The organism is Streptomyces sp. NPDC036813, from assembly GCF_055609245.1.
Genome location: NZ_JBVJPV010000003.1, coordinates 431,194 through 447,114, shown reverse-complemented (window position 1 = coordinate 447,114; position 15,921 = coordinate 431,194). Strand labels below are relative to the sequence as shown.

15 protein-coding genes are annotated in these 15,921 nt (G+C 71.3%); 5 read left to right on the top strand and 10 right to left on the bottom strand.

The window, feature by feature from the left end; all coding sequences use genetic code 11:
• Positions 1–315 precede the first annotated feature (315 nt).
• Complete coding sequence (locus ACZ67Q_RS09585; protein WP_471178656.1) at positions 316–606, bottom strand: type II toxin-antitoxin system antitoxin; 291 nt, start codon at positions 604–606, stop codon at positions 316–318.
• Complete coding sequence (locus ACZ67Q_RS09580) at positions 603–1,550, bottom strand: SPFH domain-containing protein (protein ID WP_471178653.1); 948 nt, start codon at positions 1,548–1,550, stop codon at positions 603–605. The genes ACZ67Q_RS09585 and ACZ67Q_RS09580 overlap by 4 nt, the downstream gene beginning before the upstream one ends.
• Positions 1,551–1,810: 260 nt before the next feature.
• Between ACZ67Q_RS09580 and ACZ67Q_RS09575 the strand changes: the two genes are divergently transcribed.
• Positions 1,811–4,114 (top strand): transglycosylase domain-containing protein, encoded by a 2,304-nt coding sequence (locus ACZ67Q_RS09575; protein WP_471178650.1) that lies wholly within the window; start codon positions 1,811–1,813, stop codon positions 4,112–4,114.
• Positions 4,115–4,172: 58 nt separating this feature from the next.
• On the opposite strand, the gene ACZ67Q_RS09570 is transcribed toward ACZ67Q_RS09575, so the two are convergent.
• The 4 genes from ACZ67Q_RS09570 to ACZ67Q_RS09555 form a co-directional block, all read right to left on the bottom strand.
• Entirely contained in the window at positions 4,173–6,263 is a 2,091-nt protein-coding gene (locus ACZ67Q_RS09570; protein ID WP_471178647.1) for an ATP-binding SpoIIE family protein phosphatase, read from the bottom strand.
• Positions 6,264–6,490: 227 nt separating this feature from the next.
• Positions 6,491–7,189, bottom strand: coding sequence for a cytidylyl-2-hydroxypropylphosphonate hydrolase (gene fomD / locus ACZ67Q_RS09565; protein WP_471178644.1), 699 nt, complete (start codon positions 7,187–7,189; stop codon positions 6,491–6,493).
• Positions 7,190–7,261: 72 nt separating this feature from the next.
• Positions 7,262–8,668, bottom strand: a complete 1,407-nt coding sequence (locus tag ACZ67Q_RS09560; RefSeq protein ID WP_471178641.1) for a class II fumarate hydratase — start codon at positions 8,666–8,668, stop codon at positions 7,262–7,264.
• Between the two features lie 40 nt (positions 8,669–8,708).
• Positions 8,709–9,404 carry a TetR/AcrR family transcriptional regulator gene (locus tag ACZ67Q_RS09555; protein ID WP_471178638.1) on the bottom strand — a complete coding sequence of 232 codons (696 nt, stop codon included), beginning with the start codon at positions 9,402–9,404 and terminating at the stop codon, positions 8,709–8,711.
• A gap of 110 nt (positions 9,405–9,514) precedes the next feature.
• Between ACZ67Q_RS09555 and ACZ67Q_RS09550 the strand changes: the two genes are divergently transcribed.
• Positions 9,515–9,907: a cupin domain-containing protein gene (locus ACZ67Q_RS09550; protein WP_471178635.1), complete on the top strand. Its 393-nt coding sequence runs from the start codon at positions 9,515–9,517 to the stop codon at positions 9,905–9,907.
• A 70-nt stretch (positions 9,908–9,977) separates the two neighbouring features.
• Here ACZ67Q_RS09550 and ACZ67Q_RS09545 read toward each other — a convergent pair whose 3' ends face one another.
• On the bottom strand, positions 9,978–11,648 hold the full coding sequence (locus ACZ67Q_RS09545) for a fumarate hydratase (protein ID WP_471178632.1): 1,671 nt from the start codon (positions 11,646–11,648) through the stop codon (positions 9,978–9,980).
• A 178-nt stretch (positions 11,649–11,826) separates the two neighbouring features.
• On the opposite strand from ACZ67Q_RS09545, the gene ACZ67Q_RS09540 reads away from it, so the two are divergent.
• Together ACZ67Q_RS09540 and ACZ67Q_RS09535 are read left to right on the top strand one after the other, a co-directional pair.
• The gene (locus ACZ67Q_RS09540; RefSeq protein ID WP_471178629.1) at positions 11,827–12,528 is read left to right on the top strand and encodes a DUF1707 SHOCT-like domain-containing protein; all 702 of its coding nucleotides are present in this window, start codon (positions 11,827–11,829) and stop codon (positions 12,526–12,528) included.
• Between the two features lie 122 nt (positions 12,529–12,650).
• Positions 12,651–13,025: a WhiB family transcriptional regulator gene (locus ACZ67Q_RS09535; protein WP_361638862.1), complete on the top strand. Its 375-nt coding sequence runs from the start codon at positions 12,651–12,653 to the stop codon at positions 13,023–13,025.
• A gap of 130 nt (positions 13,026–13,155) precedes the next feature.
• Here ACZ67Q_RS09535 and glpX read toward each other — a convergent pair whose 3' ends face one another.
• The gene (gene glpX, locus ACZ67Q_RS09530; protein ID WP_471178626.1) at positions 13,156–14,190 is read right to left on the bottom strand and encodes a class II fructose-bisphosphatase; all 1,035 of its coding nucleotides are present in this window, start codon (positions 14,188–14,190) and stop codon (positions 13,156–13,158) included.
• 128 nt (positions 14,191–14,318) lie between these two features.
• Between glpX and ACZ67Q_RS09525 the strand changes: the two genes are divergently transcribed.
• The gene (locus tag ACZ67Q_RS09525) at positions 14,319–14,849 is read left to right on the top strand and encodes a DUF4245 domain-containing protein (RefSeq protein WP_471178623.1); all 531 of its coding nucleotides are present in this window, start codon (positions 14,319–14,321) and stop codon (positions 14,847–14,849) included.
• Positions 14,850–14,929: 80 nt separating this feature from the next.
• Here the strand turns inward: ACZ67Q_RS09525 and ACZ67Q_RS09520 are convergent, their stop codons facing one another.
• Complete coding sequence (locus tag ACZ67Q_RS09520) at positions 14,930–15,520, bottom strand: malonic semialdehyde reductase (RefSeq protein ID WP_471178620.1); 591 nt, start codon at positions 15,518–15,520, stop codon at positions 14,930–14,932.
• Positions 15,521–15,690: 170 nt separating this feature from the next.
• Positions 15,691–15,912 (bottom strand): exodeoxyribonuclease VII small subunit, encoded by a 222-nt coding sequence (locus tag ACZ67Q_RS09515; RefSeq protein ID WP_471178618.1) that lies wholly within the window; start codon positions 15,910–15,912, stop codon positions 15,691–15,693.
• Positions 15,913–15,921 lie beyond the last annotated feature (9 nt).

Here is a 15,921-nt window from a genome sequence, read left to right as displayed (position 1 = left end):
GGGCGGGGCCGCGCCCCCCCCCCCCGGGGGGCGGGGGGGCCCGCGCCGCCGCCCCCCCCCCCCCCCCCCCCCCCCCCCCCCCCCCCCCCCCCCCCCGCCCCCGCCCCACAACGCACCGCAGGCGCGACACCAGCCACCCACCGGCCCGCAACGGGCCGCCGCAGACACATAAAGGGGCGCGGGGAACGGCGCGACCAGCCACAACGAAACCCGCACGGGCCGCCGCAGGCACCCCCCCGGCCACCCGCAGACGAAGGACCCACCCGAAGACGAAGGCCCCCCAGACGAAGGCCCCCCCCGAAGACGAAGGACCCCTCAAGAACCCCCTCGCGGCCGCCCCCGTCGAGGCATCGGCCCCGCGTCCCGCGGCAACCGCCCCGCCTCCAGCAACGCCTTCCGCAGCAGAAACTCGATCTGCGCGTTCGCCGACCGCAACTCGTCCGACGCCCACCGGGCCAGCGCGTCGTACACGGACGGATCCAGCCGCAACAGCACCTGCTTACGCGGCCGCGGCCGCGACTGCGGCGGCGACTGCGGCTGCGGCTGCTGCGGCTGCTGCCGCCGGCGAGAAGGCTCCGGCGTCTCCGAGGGCTCGGGAGGCGTCACTGGTAGAGCGACCCGGTGTTCAGCACGGGCTGCGGCGCCCGGTCCCCGCACAACACCACCATCAGGTTCGACACCATCGCCGCCTTCCGCTCGTCGTCCAGCTCCACGATGTCCCGCTCGGCGATCCGCGCGAGCGCCGCCTCCACCATGCCGACCGCCCCGTCGACGATCTCCCGCCGCGCCGCGACGACCGCGCCGGCCTGCTGCCGCTGGAGCATCGCGGAGGCGATCTCCGGAGCGTACGCGAGATGCGTGAACCGGGACTCGATGATCTCCACTCCGGCCGCCTCGACACGCGCGTGCAGCTCCGCGGCCAGCTTCTCCGTGATCTCCTCGGCGTTGCCGCGCAGCGAGAGCCCGCCCTCGTCGTGGGCGTCGTAGGGGTACTCGATGGCGATGTGCCGCACGGCCGCCTCGGTCTGCGTGGCGACGAACTCCAGGTAGTTGTCGACCTCGAACGTCGCCTGCGCGGTGTCGTTCACCTTCCACACCACGACCGCGGCCAGCTCGATCGGATTGCCGTAGGCGTCGTTGACCTTCAGCACGGCCGTCTCGTGGTTGCGCACCCGCGTCGAGATCTTCTGGCGCGAGGTGAACGGGTTCACCCAGCGCAGCCCGTCCTCGCGGATCGTGCCCCGGTAGCGCCCGAAGAGCTGCACCACCCGCGCCTCGCCCGGCGCGACCGTGTTCAGCCCGCACAACGACAGGAAGGAGGCAAGGCCGATCAGCACGCCCAGGGCGATCAGCGCGCCCTTCACGGCCGCCGCCGTGGCGACCGCCCCACCCGCGATCGAGCCGACCGCGGCGATCAGTCCCACCAACCCGAGGAGCAGCGCGAACCCGCCGCCGATGCTGTGCGCGGCGAACTCCCGCACGCGAGGAGCGGGCATGTCGGGCATATCGACCGCATCTATGGGCGAATTCGTGGACGAATCCTTAGGCATGGACATGGAGTCCCCCCGTTCTCAAGGCTTCCGGGCTTCCGAAGCCGTCGGTTTCCCAAGCTTTCGTGGATCTATCCAAGTGATAACACTTTTACCCGCCAGGGCAACCCTCAACCGTCCCCGGACGTCGGTTCTCCAGGCAGGGGTGCTCATTGTCACGTCCGTAAAAGACCGGATCGGACGCCCTTTGTCACAACCAGCGGTGTTAGCTTTCTGAGCTGACCTGAGCCCCCGGAACGAGCGGAGCGAGGAAGCACCCCATGGGACGAGCGGAAGAGAGACGAGCGCGGCAGCGTGCGGGCCGCCGCGCGGCGCCCAGGCGCCGCCGTTCGTCGCGGACGGGCGGCAGGAGCGGTATACGCCGGCTGTTCACCTGGAAGAAGATCCTCGGCACCGTCCTCGGTCTCTTCCTGCTCGGCATCGGCGCCTTCGTCGTGCTCTACATGATGATCGACATCCCCGAGGGGAACGCCGACGCCAAGAAGCAGAGCAACGTCTACAAGTACAGCGACGGCTCGATCATGACCCGCGACGGCGACGTCAACCGCGAGGTCGTGGACCTCGCGCGCGTCCCGAAGAAGGTGCAGCTCACCTTCGTCGCCGCCGAGAACAAGACCTTCTACAAGGACTCGGGCATCGACGTGAGGGGCACCGCGCGCGGCATCCTCAACACGCTCTCCGGCAAGGGCGCGCAGGGCGGCTCGACGATCACCCAGCAGTACGTCAAGAACTACTACCTGACCCAGGAACAGACCGTCAGCCGCAAGCTGAAGGAAATGGTCATCTCGCTGAAGCTGGACCGCGAGAAGCCCAAGGACTACATCCTGGCCGGGTACATCAACACCAGCTACTACGGCCGCAACGCCTACGGCATCCAGGCCGCCGCGCAGGCCTACTACGGCGTCGACGCCGACCAGCTCAGCGTCGAACAGGGCGCCTACCTCGCCGCGCTGCTCCAGGCACCGAGCCAGTACGACTGGTCCTCCGCCACCGACACCGGCAAGAGGCTGGTGAAGCAGCGCTGGAACTACGTGCTGGACAACATGGTCGAGGAGCACTGGTTGGACGCCTCGCAGCGCCGGGCCATGCAGTTCCCGATCCCCAAGGAGCCCAAGCCCTCGCCCGGCCTCAGCGGCCAGAAGGGCTACCTGGTGGCGGCCGCCAACAAGGAGCTGGAGAAGCGGCTCGTCGCCCAGGGCACCGCCGCGAACATGAAGGAGGCCGAGGACCTCGTCGGCCGCGGCGGCTGGACCCTGACGCTCAACATCAACAAGAAGAAGCAGGCGGCGCTGGAGAACTCCGTCAAGGAGCAGCTCATCAGCAAGCTGAAGCCGAAGACCCGCAAGGTCGACGGCGACGTCCAGGCCGGCGGCGTCTCGGTCGACCCCAAGACGGGCGCGGTCGTGGCGATGTACGGCGGTGTGGACTACTACAAGCACTACACGAACAACGCCACCCGCACCGACTACCAGCCCGCCTCCACCTTCAAGCCGGTCATCCTGGCCGCCGCGATCGACGAGGCCGCGACGACCCAGAAGGGTCAGGCGATCGGCGCCGACACGATCTACGACGGCACCAGCAAGCGCCCCGTCCTGGACCACGGCACCCCCGTCGGGTTCGCCCCGGAGAACGAGGACGACCAGGACTACGGGCCGATCACCGTGCAGAACGCGATGAACCAGTCCGTGAACTCGGTCTTCGCGCAGATGGGTGTCGACGTCGGCATGCCGAAGGTGATGGAGGTCGCCGGCAAGCTCGGCATGGACACCAAGGACCTGCAGGCGGTGCCCGCGCAGACGCTCGGCTCGATGGGCGCGAGCCCGCTGCAGATGGCCGGCGTCTACGCCACCCTCGACAACCACGGCAAGAAGGTCACCCCGGCGCTGCTGAAGAAGGTCGAGTCCAGCGCCCTCACGGTGAACCTGCCCGACCCGATCGGCGACCAGGTCATCAGCCGCAACGCCGCCGACACGGTCACCTCGGTCCTCACCGGCGTGATCGGCGACGGCACGGCCCGCGAGTCGGTGCGGGACAACCCGCTGCGCAACGGGCAGAAGGTGGCGGGCAAGACCGGTACCTCCGACGACAACAAGTCGGCCTGGTTCACCGGTTACACGCCGGACCTGGTCACCTCGGTGGGCCTGTTCGGCGAGTCCGTGGCGGAGAACGGCAAGCACGTCTCCATGCACGGCGCGGCCGGCCTGCCCCGCATCAACGGCGGCAAGTTCCCGGCGCTGATCTGGGCCGACTACACCTTCGGCGTCCAGAAGGACGTCAGCGAGTTCGACCTGGACACCGACCAGGGCGCCGCGGTCGAGCCGTCGTTCACGCCGACCCCGTCCTCGACGCCCACGACCCAGGCGCCCTCGCAGACGCCGACGACCGAGCCGCCGTCGCAGACGCCGACGACGAAGGAGCCCTCGCAGACGCCGACGACCCAGAAGCCGTCCGAGACGCCGACGACCCAGCCGCCGTCCCAGACGCCCTCCGGGACACCGAGCGGCCCGCCGGACAACCCGATCTTCGGCGGGAGCGGCACCGGCGGAGGCAACACCCGTCCGTGACACGGCAGAAGGGCGCCCGGTCCACACCGGGCGCCCTTCGTCGTCGTACGGCCTTGGCTCAGCGGTTCAGCTCGAACCACACCACCTTGCCCGTGCTCAGCCGGGTCGCGCCCCAGCGGCGGGCCATGCGGTTCACCAGGTACAGCCCGCGCCCGCCCTCGTCCGTGGCGCGCGCCTGCCGCAGCCGGGGCAGCTGCGGCACGTCGTCGCCGACCTCGCAGCGCAGCACGTCGGTGCGCAGCAGCCGCAGGGTGACCGGGCGGGAGGCGTACCGCACCGCGTTGGTGACGACCTCGCTGACCAGGAGCTGCACCGAGTCGATGTGCTCCTCCAGGCCCCAGCGCTCCAGCTGGCGGCGGGCCAGGCGGCGCGCCTTGCCGGGCGCGGCGTCCTCCGGCTCCAGGAACCAGTACGCCACGTCGCTCGGTGCGATCCCGTCGAAGCGGGCGGCGAGCAGCGCGATGTCGTCGTCCCGGTCGCCCGGGCCGAGCATGTCCAGCACCTCGTCGCACAGGGCTTCCAGCGGCGGCGGATGGTCCGGGCCCGTCAGCTGCGCGGTCGCGGCGAGCTTCTCACGCAGCTGCTCTATGCCGGTCCACACGTCCCGCAGCCGGGACTCCACCAGCCCGTCGGTGTACAGCAGCAGCGTCGCCCCGGCGGGCGCGTCCAGCTCGACGGCCTCGAAGTCCACGCCGCCGACGCCGATCGGGGCGCCCGCGGGCACCCGCAGCACCTCCGCCTCGCCGCCCAGGTGCAGCAGGACGGGCGGCGGGTGGCCGGCGTTGGCGATGGTGATGCGGTGCGAGACCGGGTCGTAGACGGCGTACAGGCAGGTCGCCATGCGGTCGGTGCCCAGGCGCTGCGCCTGTTCGTCGAGGTGGTGCAGCACCTCCTGCGGCGGCAGGTCGAGGCCGGCCAGGGTCTGCGCGGTGGTGCGCAGCTGGCCCATGATGGCCGCGCTGGTCATGGAGTGGCCCATGACGTCGCCGACGACGAGGGCGACCCGGCTGCCGGGCAGCGGGATCGCGTCGTACCAGTCGCCGCCCACCCGCGCGGTCTCCGCGGCCGGCAGGTAGCGGGAGGCGAGCCGGACGCCGGTGGGACGGGGCAGGGTCTCCGGGAGCATGGTGCGCTGCAACTCGTCGGCGATGTAGGCCTCACGGCCGTACAGCACCGCCTTGTCGATGCCGAGCGCGCTGTGCGTGGCGAGCTGCGCCGCCACCAGCAGGTCGTCCGCCTCGAACGCGATGCGGTCGGGGCGGCGCAGGAACACCGCCGCGCCGATCACCCGCCGCCGCCCGCGCAGCGGCGCGAGGATCGCCCGCTGGCCGCTGGGGATGACGAGGTCGCCGCCGGCGCCGAGGAGCTCGGGCAGCGCGGCGCGCGCGGCGGGCGTGTCGGCGAACACCGGGCGCACCCCGCGCAGCACTTCGGCGAGCGCGCCGCCGGGGCGCACCTCGCACAGCTCGGCCGTCACCGACGCGAGGTCGGCGAGTTCCCACGGCTCCGGCTGCTGGGACTGCGGAAGTGGCGCGAAACCGCCCTCGGTGTCCCGGTCCTCCGGGATCCGGTCGGTTCGGCGCAGCCGCAGCACGACGGGCCCCATGGGCCGTTCGTCGCCGACGGGCAGCGGGTCGCGCAGGTAGACCAGGATGGCGTCGCTGAACGTGGGCACGGTGGCCCGGCACAGCCCCATCACGATCTCGTCCAGGTCCAGGCCGCGGGCGATCCGCCGGGTCGCGGCACCGACGAACCGCAGGCGGTCGCCGTCCCGGCGCATGGGTGTGGGGCGGCCCGGCGCGGGGCCCTGTCCGGTGCGCCGCTCCTGGCCGCCGTGCACGCCCTGTTCACCTCCCGGCTGCAGCGGTATCGCCTCCGGTACCGGGCGCGGCCGCAGCGTGTCCGGCTCGGGGGCCGCCGCGGGCTGCGCGTGTTCCGGGCCGGAGCCGGCCGGCCCCGTCCCGCTCGGGGTGGTCGTGCCGGGGGTGTCCCCGGCGCGGGCCTGGGCGCCCGGCAGCGGTAAGGCCCCCGCGCCGGGCGCACGCGCCGACGTGGAGGTACGCAGGAGCGCCCCGCGGGGGTCCGTGGGGTCGACGCCCTGCTGGGGGCGTTCGTAGGTGGGGTGCTCGGTCACGCGTGTCGCATCCATCCGTCCGGGGCTGCGCGCCGGGCACGCAGATCCGCCCGCCGACATGCCGATACCCGCAATACGTGCCCCAGGAACGGAATTCCGGCGGCGCCCTGGTTCCCCTCGCTCACGTCCTGCCCGCCCCTCGGTGACGTCGGATCAGACTCGGTACGCGCACCGGCGGTTGCCCCTGCGCGCCCTTGCGGAGGACGATCCTACGTTTCCTGCCCGGGGGCGCATCAAGGGTCTCATGAGGACACATGCGCGGGCGTACGATCCCAGTCGTCCGGCAGCCGCGGCACCGGCCACGACGGATCGGGCCGCCAGTGCTGCCAGCCGTCCGAGAACGGCGGCCCCCAGGCGCGGATCGCCTCGACCGCGTCCCGGCCGGCCGCGCGGACCCGCTCGGCGAGTTCGGTGCTCATCAGACCGTCCCGCTGGGCCTGCGCGAACTCGTCCTCGTCCCGCCACTGCCAACCGCCGTCCGGCTCCACCTCGATGTCCAGGAAGTGGTCGGTGGAGTCCACTCCGCCCGCCCAACGGGCCAGCGGGTCCTCCAGGTTGACGTAGAAGTTCTTGAACCGCCAGCCCGGCTCCCAGAACAGCCACACCGACCACGGCTCGCCCGGCCGGGCCAGCTTCAGCACCCCGGTGCCGAACCAGCGGTCACGCTGCACCGTGCGCGGCTTGGTGTACCGGGTCGCGAGCGGCTCGCGGTGCACCGGCGTGCCGTCGGCGAGGACGGGCTTGACGCACTCGGTGCCCGGCGCCATCCAGGCGGCGAGCACCTCCTCGTCGTCGCGGACGACGGTGACGGGCCGCGCGATGTGGAAGCCCTCGCCGCCGTTGACCCGATAGCGCCACAGGACCTGTGTCCCGGGCGCCCAGAAGCCCGCCGCAGCACCGCCGTCCCTGTCCACGCGTCTCATCACATCACCGTCTGCCATGCACAGATATTAGGTGTCATGGCCATCCGACGCTGCGGTTCGCGTCATGGTTCGCCGGTGCGAGCGCGCCTGTTACGGCCGTGTCATCCGCAGGACATCCAGCGCCTCGTCCAGTTGCTCCTCGGTGAGGTCGCCCCGCTCGACGTATCCGTTCTCGAGGACGACCTGACGGATCGTCTTGCGTTCCGCCAGCGCCTTCTTGGCCACCTTCGCGGCTTCCTCGTACCCGATGTACTTGTTCAGCGGGGTCACCACGGACGGCGAGGACTCGGCGTACTCGCGGGCGCGTTCGCGGTGCGCGACGATCCCGTCCACGGTGCGGTCGGCCAGCAGCCGGGAGACGCCTGCGAGCAGCCGGACCGACTCGAGGACGTTCTTGGCGATGACCGGCAGCATCACGTTGAGCTCGAAGTTGCCGGCGGCGCCCGCGGTGGCGACGGTGGCGTCGTTGCCGATCACCTGCGCGGCGACCATCAGGACGGCCTCGGGGATGACCGGGTTGACCTTCCCCGGCATGATCGAGGAGCCGGGCTGCAGATCGGGCAGGGAGATCTCGGCGAGGCCGGTGCGCGGGCCGGAGGACATCCAGCGCAGATCGTTGGCGATCTTCGTCAGGCCGACCGCGATGGTCCGCAGCTGTCCGCTGGTCTCGACGATGCCGTCCCGCGCGCCCTGCGCCTCGAAGTGGTCGCGCGCCTCGGTCAGCGGCAGCCCGGTGGCGCGGGCCACCTCCTCGATGACGGCGGCGGAGAAGCCGGGCGGGGTGTTGATGCCGGTGCCCACGGCCGTGCCGCCGAGCGGGAGTTCGGCGAGCCGGGGCAGGGAGGCGTTCAGCCGCTCGACGCCGTACCGGATCTGGGCCGCGTATCCGCCGAACTCCTGGCCCAGGGTGACGGGCGTGGCGTCCATCAGGTGCGTGCGGCCGGACTTCACGACGTCCGCGAACTCCTCCGCCTTGCGGGTCAGCGCGGCGGCGAGATGGTCGAGGGCGGGGATCAGGTCCCGGATGACGGCGGCGGTGGCCGCGATGTGGATCGAGGACGGGAAGACGTCGTTGGACGACTGGGACGCGTTCACATGGTCGTTGGGGTGCACGTCCCGGCCGAGCCGCTCGGCCGCGAGGGTGGCGATGACCTCGTTGGTGTTCATGTTGGACGAGGTCCCGGAGCCGGTCTGGAAGACGTCCACCGGGAAGTGGTCGTCCCACTGTCCGTCGGCGACCTCCCTGGCCGCCTCCTGGATCGCCTCCGCGATGTCCTTGTCCACCACGCCGAGCTGGGCGTTCACCTTGGCCGCGGCGCCCTTGATCCGCGCGAGGGCCTCGATGTGGGCGCGCTCGATGCGCTGCCCGGAGATGGGGAAGTTCTCCACGGCCCGCTGCGTCTGCGCCCGCCACTTGGCGTGCGCGGGGACGCGCACCTCGCCCATGGAGTCGCGCTCGATGCGGTAGTCGGTGCCGCTGCTTCCGGTCGTCGTCATCGTCGTACCTCCACGAAGATCAGCACGGGTCCGGGGACACCTATTCCCCGCTCGTGTACGGCGTTCCCGTCCCTGCCGCGATCAGCAGTCCGTCGACCAGGGCGCGCAGGCCGGCGGCGTAGGTGTCCTCGGCGGTCAGCTCCGCCCAGCGCGGGCCGAGCGCGGCGAGGCGGGGCAGGGCGGACGGGTCGAGGCCGGCGAACACCTGGTCACGGTAGGTCGGCCGCTCGTCGCTCGCACGCCGGCGGGCGGCCGTCGCACGGACGATCAGTTCGCCGGCCGTGTAGTACCAGATCGACCGGTAGGCGTGCACGGCCTGCTCGGGGGTGAGTCCACAGGCGATCGCCGCGTCCACGACCTGCTCCACGAACCACAGGGCAGAGGGCGCCAACAGGTCGTCGGCGGTGAGGACTTCGACCAGCCACGGGCAGCGGGCCAGCAGGTCGCGCATGGCCGTGGCCGCGGCGAGCAGCCGCTCGCGCGGGCCCGCGGGCAGCGGCGGCCGGGGCGCCTGCCCGGCGAAGTCCTCCAGGAGGAGCAGCAGCAGATCCTCTTTGTCCCGCACGTGGTGGTAGAGGGCCATCGGCGTGCTGCCGATCTCCTTGGCCAGCCGCCGCATGGTGAGCTTCGCGACCCCCTCCTCGTCGATGATCCGGCGCGCCGCGGTGACGATCTCGGCGCGGGAGAGCCGGGGCGGCCTGCCGGGGCGGCCGGGGTGCGAGGGGGCGGTGGACATGGCCCCCATCATGGCGCACCGGGTGGTGGGGGGTGGACGGGCGGGGGAGCGAAGGGCTAATTTTCTTACGTGTACAGAAACTTGCCGAGCCGACCGGAGGGACTTCCGTCATGACCCCGCTCACCCCGATCGACCTGTTCACGGCCGCCGTCCACGTGGGGCCCGGCCCCGGTGTCACCGCCGGCGAGCGCCGGATGACCGAGGGCCGCCCCGGTTCCTGGCAGCTGGCGGCCTTCCACGCCGCGTCGGACGCCGACGTCCACGCCGACCACTGGGAGATGCACCCCGAGGCCGACGAACTGGTCTGCGTGCTCAGTGGCCGGGTGCGCTTCTTCCTGCGGCCGGAGGTCACGGGCGAGCCGGAGCGGGCGACCACGCTCACCGGCGGTACGGCGGTCGTCGTACCGCGCGGCAGGTGGCACCGCATGGAGATCGACGGCCCGGTCCGGCTGCTGTCGCTGTCACCGCGGGAGGGGACCCGGCTGGAGCCGGTGCAGCCCTGACCTCCCGGACGCGGAGCGGCCCCCGCCCGTTGCCGGGTGGGGGCCGCTCCGCGTCTGTGTCAGGGGTGCGTCACGCGAGACCCGGACCACGCACCGGGATGGACGTGAACGTCGGCTGCGGGGCCGGGTCCTGGAAGAAGTCGTTGCCCTTGTCGTCCACGACGACGAACGCCGGGAAGTCCTCGACCTCGATCTTCCAGACCGCCTCCATGCCCAGCTCCTCGTACTCCAGGACCTCGACCTTCTTGATGCAGTCCTGGGCGAGGCGCGCGGCCGGGCCGCCGATGGAACCGAGGTAGAAGCCGCCGTGCGCGTGGCACGCGTCGGTGACCTGCTTGGAGCGGTTGCCCTTGGCCAGCATCACCTTGGAACCGCCCGCCGCCTGGAACTGCTCCACGTAGGAGTCCATGCGTCCGGCGGTCGTCGGGCCGAAGGAACCGGAGGCGTAGCCCTCGGGGGTCTTCGCCGGGCCGGCGTAGTACACCGGGTGGTCCTTCAGGTACTGCGGCATCTCCTCGCCCGCGTCCAGCCGCTCCTTGATCTTGGCGTGCGCGATGTCACGGGCCACGACCAGCGGACCGGTCAGCGACAGACGGGTCTTCACCGGGTACTTGGTCAGCTCGGCGAGGATCGTGTCCATCGGCTGGTTGAGGTCGATCTTGACGACGTCGCCGGCCTCGTCCAGGTGCTCGTCGGTCGTCTCCGGCAGGAAGCGCGCCGGGTCGGTCTCGAGCTGCTCCAGGAACACGCCCTCGGCGGTGATCTTCGCGACGGCCTGACGGTCGGCCGAGCAGGACACGGCGATGGCGACCGGGCAGGACGCGCCGTGCCGGGGCAGGCGTACCACGCGCACGTCGTGGCAGAAGTACTTGCCGCCGAACTGCGCGCCGATGCCGATCTTCTGGGTCAGCTCGAAGACCTTCTGCTCGAGGTCCTTGTCGCGGAAGCCGTGGCCGAGCTCGGAGCCCTCCGCGGGGATCTCGTCCAGGTAGTGCGCGGAGGCGTACTTCGCGGTCTTCAGCGCGTACTCGGCGCTGGTGCCGCCGACGACGATCGCCAGGTGGTACGGCGGGCAGGCGGCCGTACCGAGCGAACGGATCTTCTCCTCCAGGAACTTCATCATGGAGGCCTCGTTCAGGACGGCCTTCGTCTCCTGGTACAGGAAGGACTTGTTGGCGCTGCCGCCGCCCTTCGCCATGAACAGGAACTTGTAGGCGCCGCCGTCCGTCGCGTACAGCTCGATCTGGGCGGGCAGGTTGGAGCCGGTGTTCTTCTCCTCCCACATGGTGAGCGGAGCCATCTGCGAGTAGCGCAGGTTGAGCCGGGTGTAGGCGTCGTAGATGCCGCGGCTCAGGGCCTCCTCGTCGCGGCCCTGCGTGAGCACGTTCTGCCCGCGCTTGCCCATGACGATGGCCGTACCGGTGTCCTGGCACATCGGCAGCACGCCCGCGGCCGCGATGTTCGCGTTCTTCAGCAGGTCGAGCGCCACGAACTTGTCGTTGCTCGACGCCTCGGCGTCGTCGATGATGCGGCGCAGCTGGGCGAGGTGAGCCGGGCGCAGGTAGTGCTGGATGTCGTGGATGGCCTCCTCGGCCAGCTTGCGCAGCGCCTCCGGCTCCACCTTGAGGAACGTCCGCCCGTCCGGTCCCTCGACCGTCGAGACGCCCTCGGAGGTCACCAGCCGGTACGGGGTGGTGTCCTCGCCCTGGGGGAGCAGATCGGTGTACGCGAACTCAGGCATCTCAGCCCATTCCTCACTCTACGGACGGCGGCCCGCCGACGCTGGCGGGCCACACCAGCGTAGAACCTGCCGCCGACACGAAGCCTGTGAGGTAAGGCTCAGTTCGTCCCGAGCGGGTGAGACTCCGTTCGCCTCGGCAGGGCTATCGCGATCTATCGTGTTTCGCTATGCTGCCGTCGTGGACCTTCAGAAGCAGGTGGACCCCCACGCGCAGACCGCCACGCCGGTCGCCGAGCTGCGCGCCTCCGACGCCGACCGCGACCGCATCGCCGACATCCTGCGCGAGGCCCTCGCCGAGGGGCGGCTGACCGCCGAGGAGCACTCCGAGCGCGTCGAGGGCGTGCTCGCGGCCAAGACCGTCGGCGAGCTGGAGGTATACGTCCGCGACCTGCCCGCGGGCCGGCGCCCGGCCGCACCGGCCCACGCCGCCGCCCCGCAGCGGCCGGCCCCGGGCGTCGTCCCGGTCGACCCCGACGAGAACCTGGTCGCCGTCTTCAGCAGCTCCGTCCGCCGGGGCCGCTGGCGCGCGGGCCGCCGTATCCACGCGTACGCGATCTTCGGCAGCGTGGAGATCGACCTGAGCGAGGCCCTGTTCGAGTACCAGCAGGTCGTGATCAAGGCGATCTCGGTCTTCGGCAGCGTCGAGGTGCGCGTCCCGGAGAACGTCTCGCTGCGCGGCACGGGCGGCGGGGTGCTCGGCAACTTCGAGGTGGACACCCTCGACTCCGCCGATCCCGACGCCCCGGTCGTCTATGTCGACGGCTGGGCCGTGCTCGGCAACATCGAGGCGCGGCCCAAGCGCGGCAAGCTCGTCGCGGACATCCTCGACAAGGTGCAGCGCAAGGTCGACCGGGGTCTGCGCAGGCATCTGGATCACTGACGGACGGGAAGTCGCGGCCGTCACAGACCGCGCGGTTGGGAACTCAGTGCATAGGCGCGCGTACAGCGGGTAGGGCTTGCTGCATCGTCTCTCGCTCGCGAAGCCGTCGTCAGGAGTAGACCGTGCTGCAACCGCCGCATTCGTCTCTGCAGGTAGCTGCTGTTCCGGCCCAGCGCGGGCCGGCGCGAGACAGGGAACAAGACGCCCCCTGGCACACCGAGGCGGTGTGCCGGCGCGACGAGGCCGGCCTGTTCTTCGCACCGTCCAAGGAGCCCACCGCGGCCCGGCTCTCCCGCGAGGAGGCCGCCAAGCGGGTCTGCGCGCGCTGCCCCGTGATGGTCGAGTGCCGCGAGCACGCCCTGCTCCAGCCCGAGCCCTACGGCGTCTGGGGCGGCCTGACGGCGGCGGAGCGCCGCGTGGTCCTGGCCCGGCGGCGCCGCCGCGACATGGAACTGAAGAAGACGGCGACGACGGGCCGCATAGCGGCAGCGGGCTGAGCCGGCTCGGCAGCCGAAGAAGGGGCGTCCCTCCGCACAGGGGCGCCCCTTCTCGATGGCCGGGCGGGTTGTCGATGGCCGGGCAGGGTTCTTGCCTGCCTGCCGGGCGGCCCGGCCCCGCCCTGCGGTGCTACTTCGCCCGGTCGAAGTCGATCGCGCTGTACGCCCGCAGCTTCCGCAGCCGGTGCTCGGAGTCGATCTTCCGCACCGTCCCCGACTTCGACCGCATCACGATCGACTCGGTCAGCGCGGTGTCCGACCGGTACCGCACACCCCGCAGCAGCTCACCGTCGGTGATGCCGGTCGCGACGAAGAACACGTTCTCCCCGGACACCAGGTCGTCGGTCGTCAGGACCCGGTCCAGGTCGTGCCCGGCGTCGATCGCCCGCTGCCGCTCCTCGTCGTCCTTGGGCCACAGCTTGCCCTGGATCGTGCCGCCCAGGCACTTCACGGCGCAGGCCGAGATGATGCCCTCCGGCGTGCCGCCGATGCCGAGCAGCAGGTCGACGCCGGTACCCTCGCGCAGCGCGTAGACGGACCCCGCCACGTCGCCGTCGGAGATCAGCTTGATGCGGGCGCCCGCCTCCCGGACCTCCTTGATCAGGCCCTCGTGGCGCGGCCGGTCGAGGATGACGACGGTGACGTCCTCGGGAGTGGCCCGCTTGGCCTTGGCGATCCGGCGGATGTTGACCGCGACCGGCGCGTCGATGTCGACGAAGTCGGCGGCCTCCGGGCCGGTGACCAGCTTGTCCATGTAGAAGACGGCGGACGGGTCGAACATGGCGCCGCGCTCGGCGGCGGCCAGCACCGCGATGGCGTTGGGCATGCCCTTCGCGGTCAGCGTGGTGCCGTCGATCGGGTCGACGGCGATGTCGACCTCGGGCCCGGTGCCGTCACCGACGCGCTCGCCGTTGAAGAGCATCGGCGCCTCGTCCTTCTCCCCCTCGCCGATGACGACGACGCCGTTCATCGACACGGTGGAGACGAGGGTGCGCATGGCGCGCACCGCGGCACCGTCGGCGCCGTTCTTGTCACCGCGTCCGACCCAGCGGCCGGCGGCCATGGCCGCGGCTTCGGTCACCCGGACGAGTTCCAGGGCGAGGTTGCGGTCGGGGGCCTCGGACGGGACGTCCAGCTCGGACGGCAAGTGATGATGCTCGGTCATCGGAGCGCACCTTTCTGATACGACGACGGCCGGATGAGGGTGTTCGACCCCGACTCTATCGTCAGTCCGACAAAATGAGCAGGGGACCCCACGTATGAGCGGACCGGGCACCTGCGACGATAGGGGGCGTGGCAGGTTCGAACGGCAAGCAGAAGACGGCCCGGGACATGATCCTCTCCCTGGCCGTGATCGGGATCGTGGCGTTGGTCGTCTACTTCTTCGCCATCCCGCACGACGATCACGCTCCCGAGCTCAAGCGGGTCGACTACAGCGTCGAGCTGTCCACGGCGCGCCGCGCGGCCTCGTACCCGGTGGCCGCGCCGGAGGGTCTGCCGGACACCTGGAAGGCGACCTCGGTCCGCTTCCGGGGCGACCAGTCCGACGCCTGGCACCTGGGCTTCAACGCCCCCGGCGGCCAGTACGTGGCCATCGAGCAGTCCACGCAGAAGCGCTCGGCGTTCATCGCCGAGGCCAGCCAGGGCGCGAAGGCCACGGACGTCACCGAGCAGATCGCCGGCCGCACCTGGATCCGCTACACCGGCGGCCGCTACGACGCGCTGGTGCTGCGGGACACCCCCGGCGGCTCGACCACGGTGGTCGCGGGCACCGGTTCCTTCACGCAGCTGACCGAGATGGTGAAGGCCCTGAAGCTGGCCTGAGCGGCCCTGGCTTTCCCATGGCGTGCGAAGAGGCCCCCGGCGGTGCTGGGGGCCTCTTGCCGTACGGGAGAACGAGGGCGTCAGACGGTGGTGACGACCTCGTCGTACGCCAGGCGCGGGGCGCGCGGGTGGGAGGCACCCTCGCCCGGGTTGCCGATGTTGACGATCATCAGCGGGGTGTGGTCGTCGTCCAGGAACTCCTTGCGCACGCCCTCGGCGTCGAAGCCGGTCATCGGGCCGGCGGCCAGACCGGCGGCGCGCACGCCGACGATGAAGTACGCGGCCTGGAGGGCGGCGTTGAGCAGCGCGGAGTTCTCGCGGACTGGGCGCTCGGCGAAGAAGACGTCCTTGGCCTGCGGGAACGCCGGGAAGAGCGCCGGCAGCTCTTCGTGGAACTCGTTGTCCGCGGCGAGGATCGCGACCAGCGGGGCGGAGGCGGTCTTGGGCTGGTTGCCCTCGGCCATGTGCTGCACCAGGCGCTCGCGGGCCTCGGGGGAGCGGACCAGGGTGATGCGCAGCGGGGTCTGGTTGAAGGCGGTCGGGCCGTACTTGACCAGGTCGTAGATCGCCTGCACCTGCTCGTCGGACACCGGCTCGTCGGTGAAGGCGTTCGCGGTACGGGCCTCGCGGAAGAGCAGGTCCTGGGCGGCGGGGTCAAGAACGAGAGACATGCGTGAACTTTCTCTGGTGTGCGTCCGATCCGGCATGCCGGACCGTCTGACGTCCTCGACGGTACGCCAGAGAAGGTTCAAGTTTCAACAATAGGTGGCGTGAGGGGCTTCACACCGTGCCGGCAGGCGGCGTGCGTTCCCCTTCTGCCTTCTGCCGGTACAGCCGCCGGCTACTCCTCGGCGTCCTCTTCCTCCTCCGCCAGCGCCGCGTCCAGCCGCGCCCGGGCGCCCTCCAGCCAGCGCCGGCACACCTTCGCCAGCTCCTCCCCGCGCTCCCACAGGGCGAGGGACTCCTCCAGCGTCGTCCCGCCGGCCTCCAGCCGCCGTACGACGTCGATCAGCTCGTCCCGCGCCTGCTCGTACCCGAGCGCCTCATCCACCTTGCTGGTCATCCACCCAAC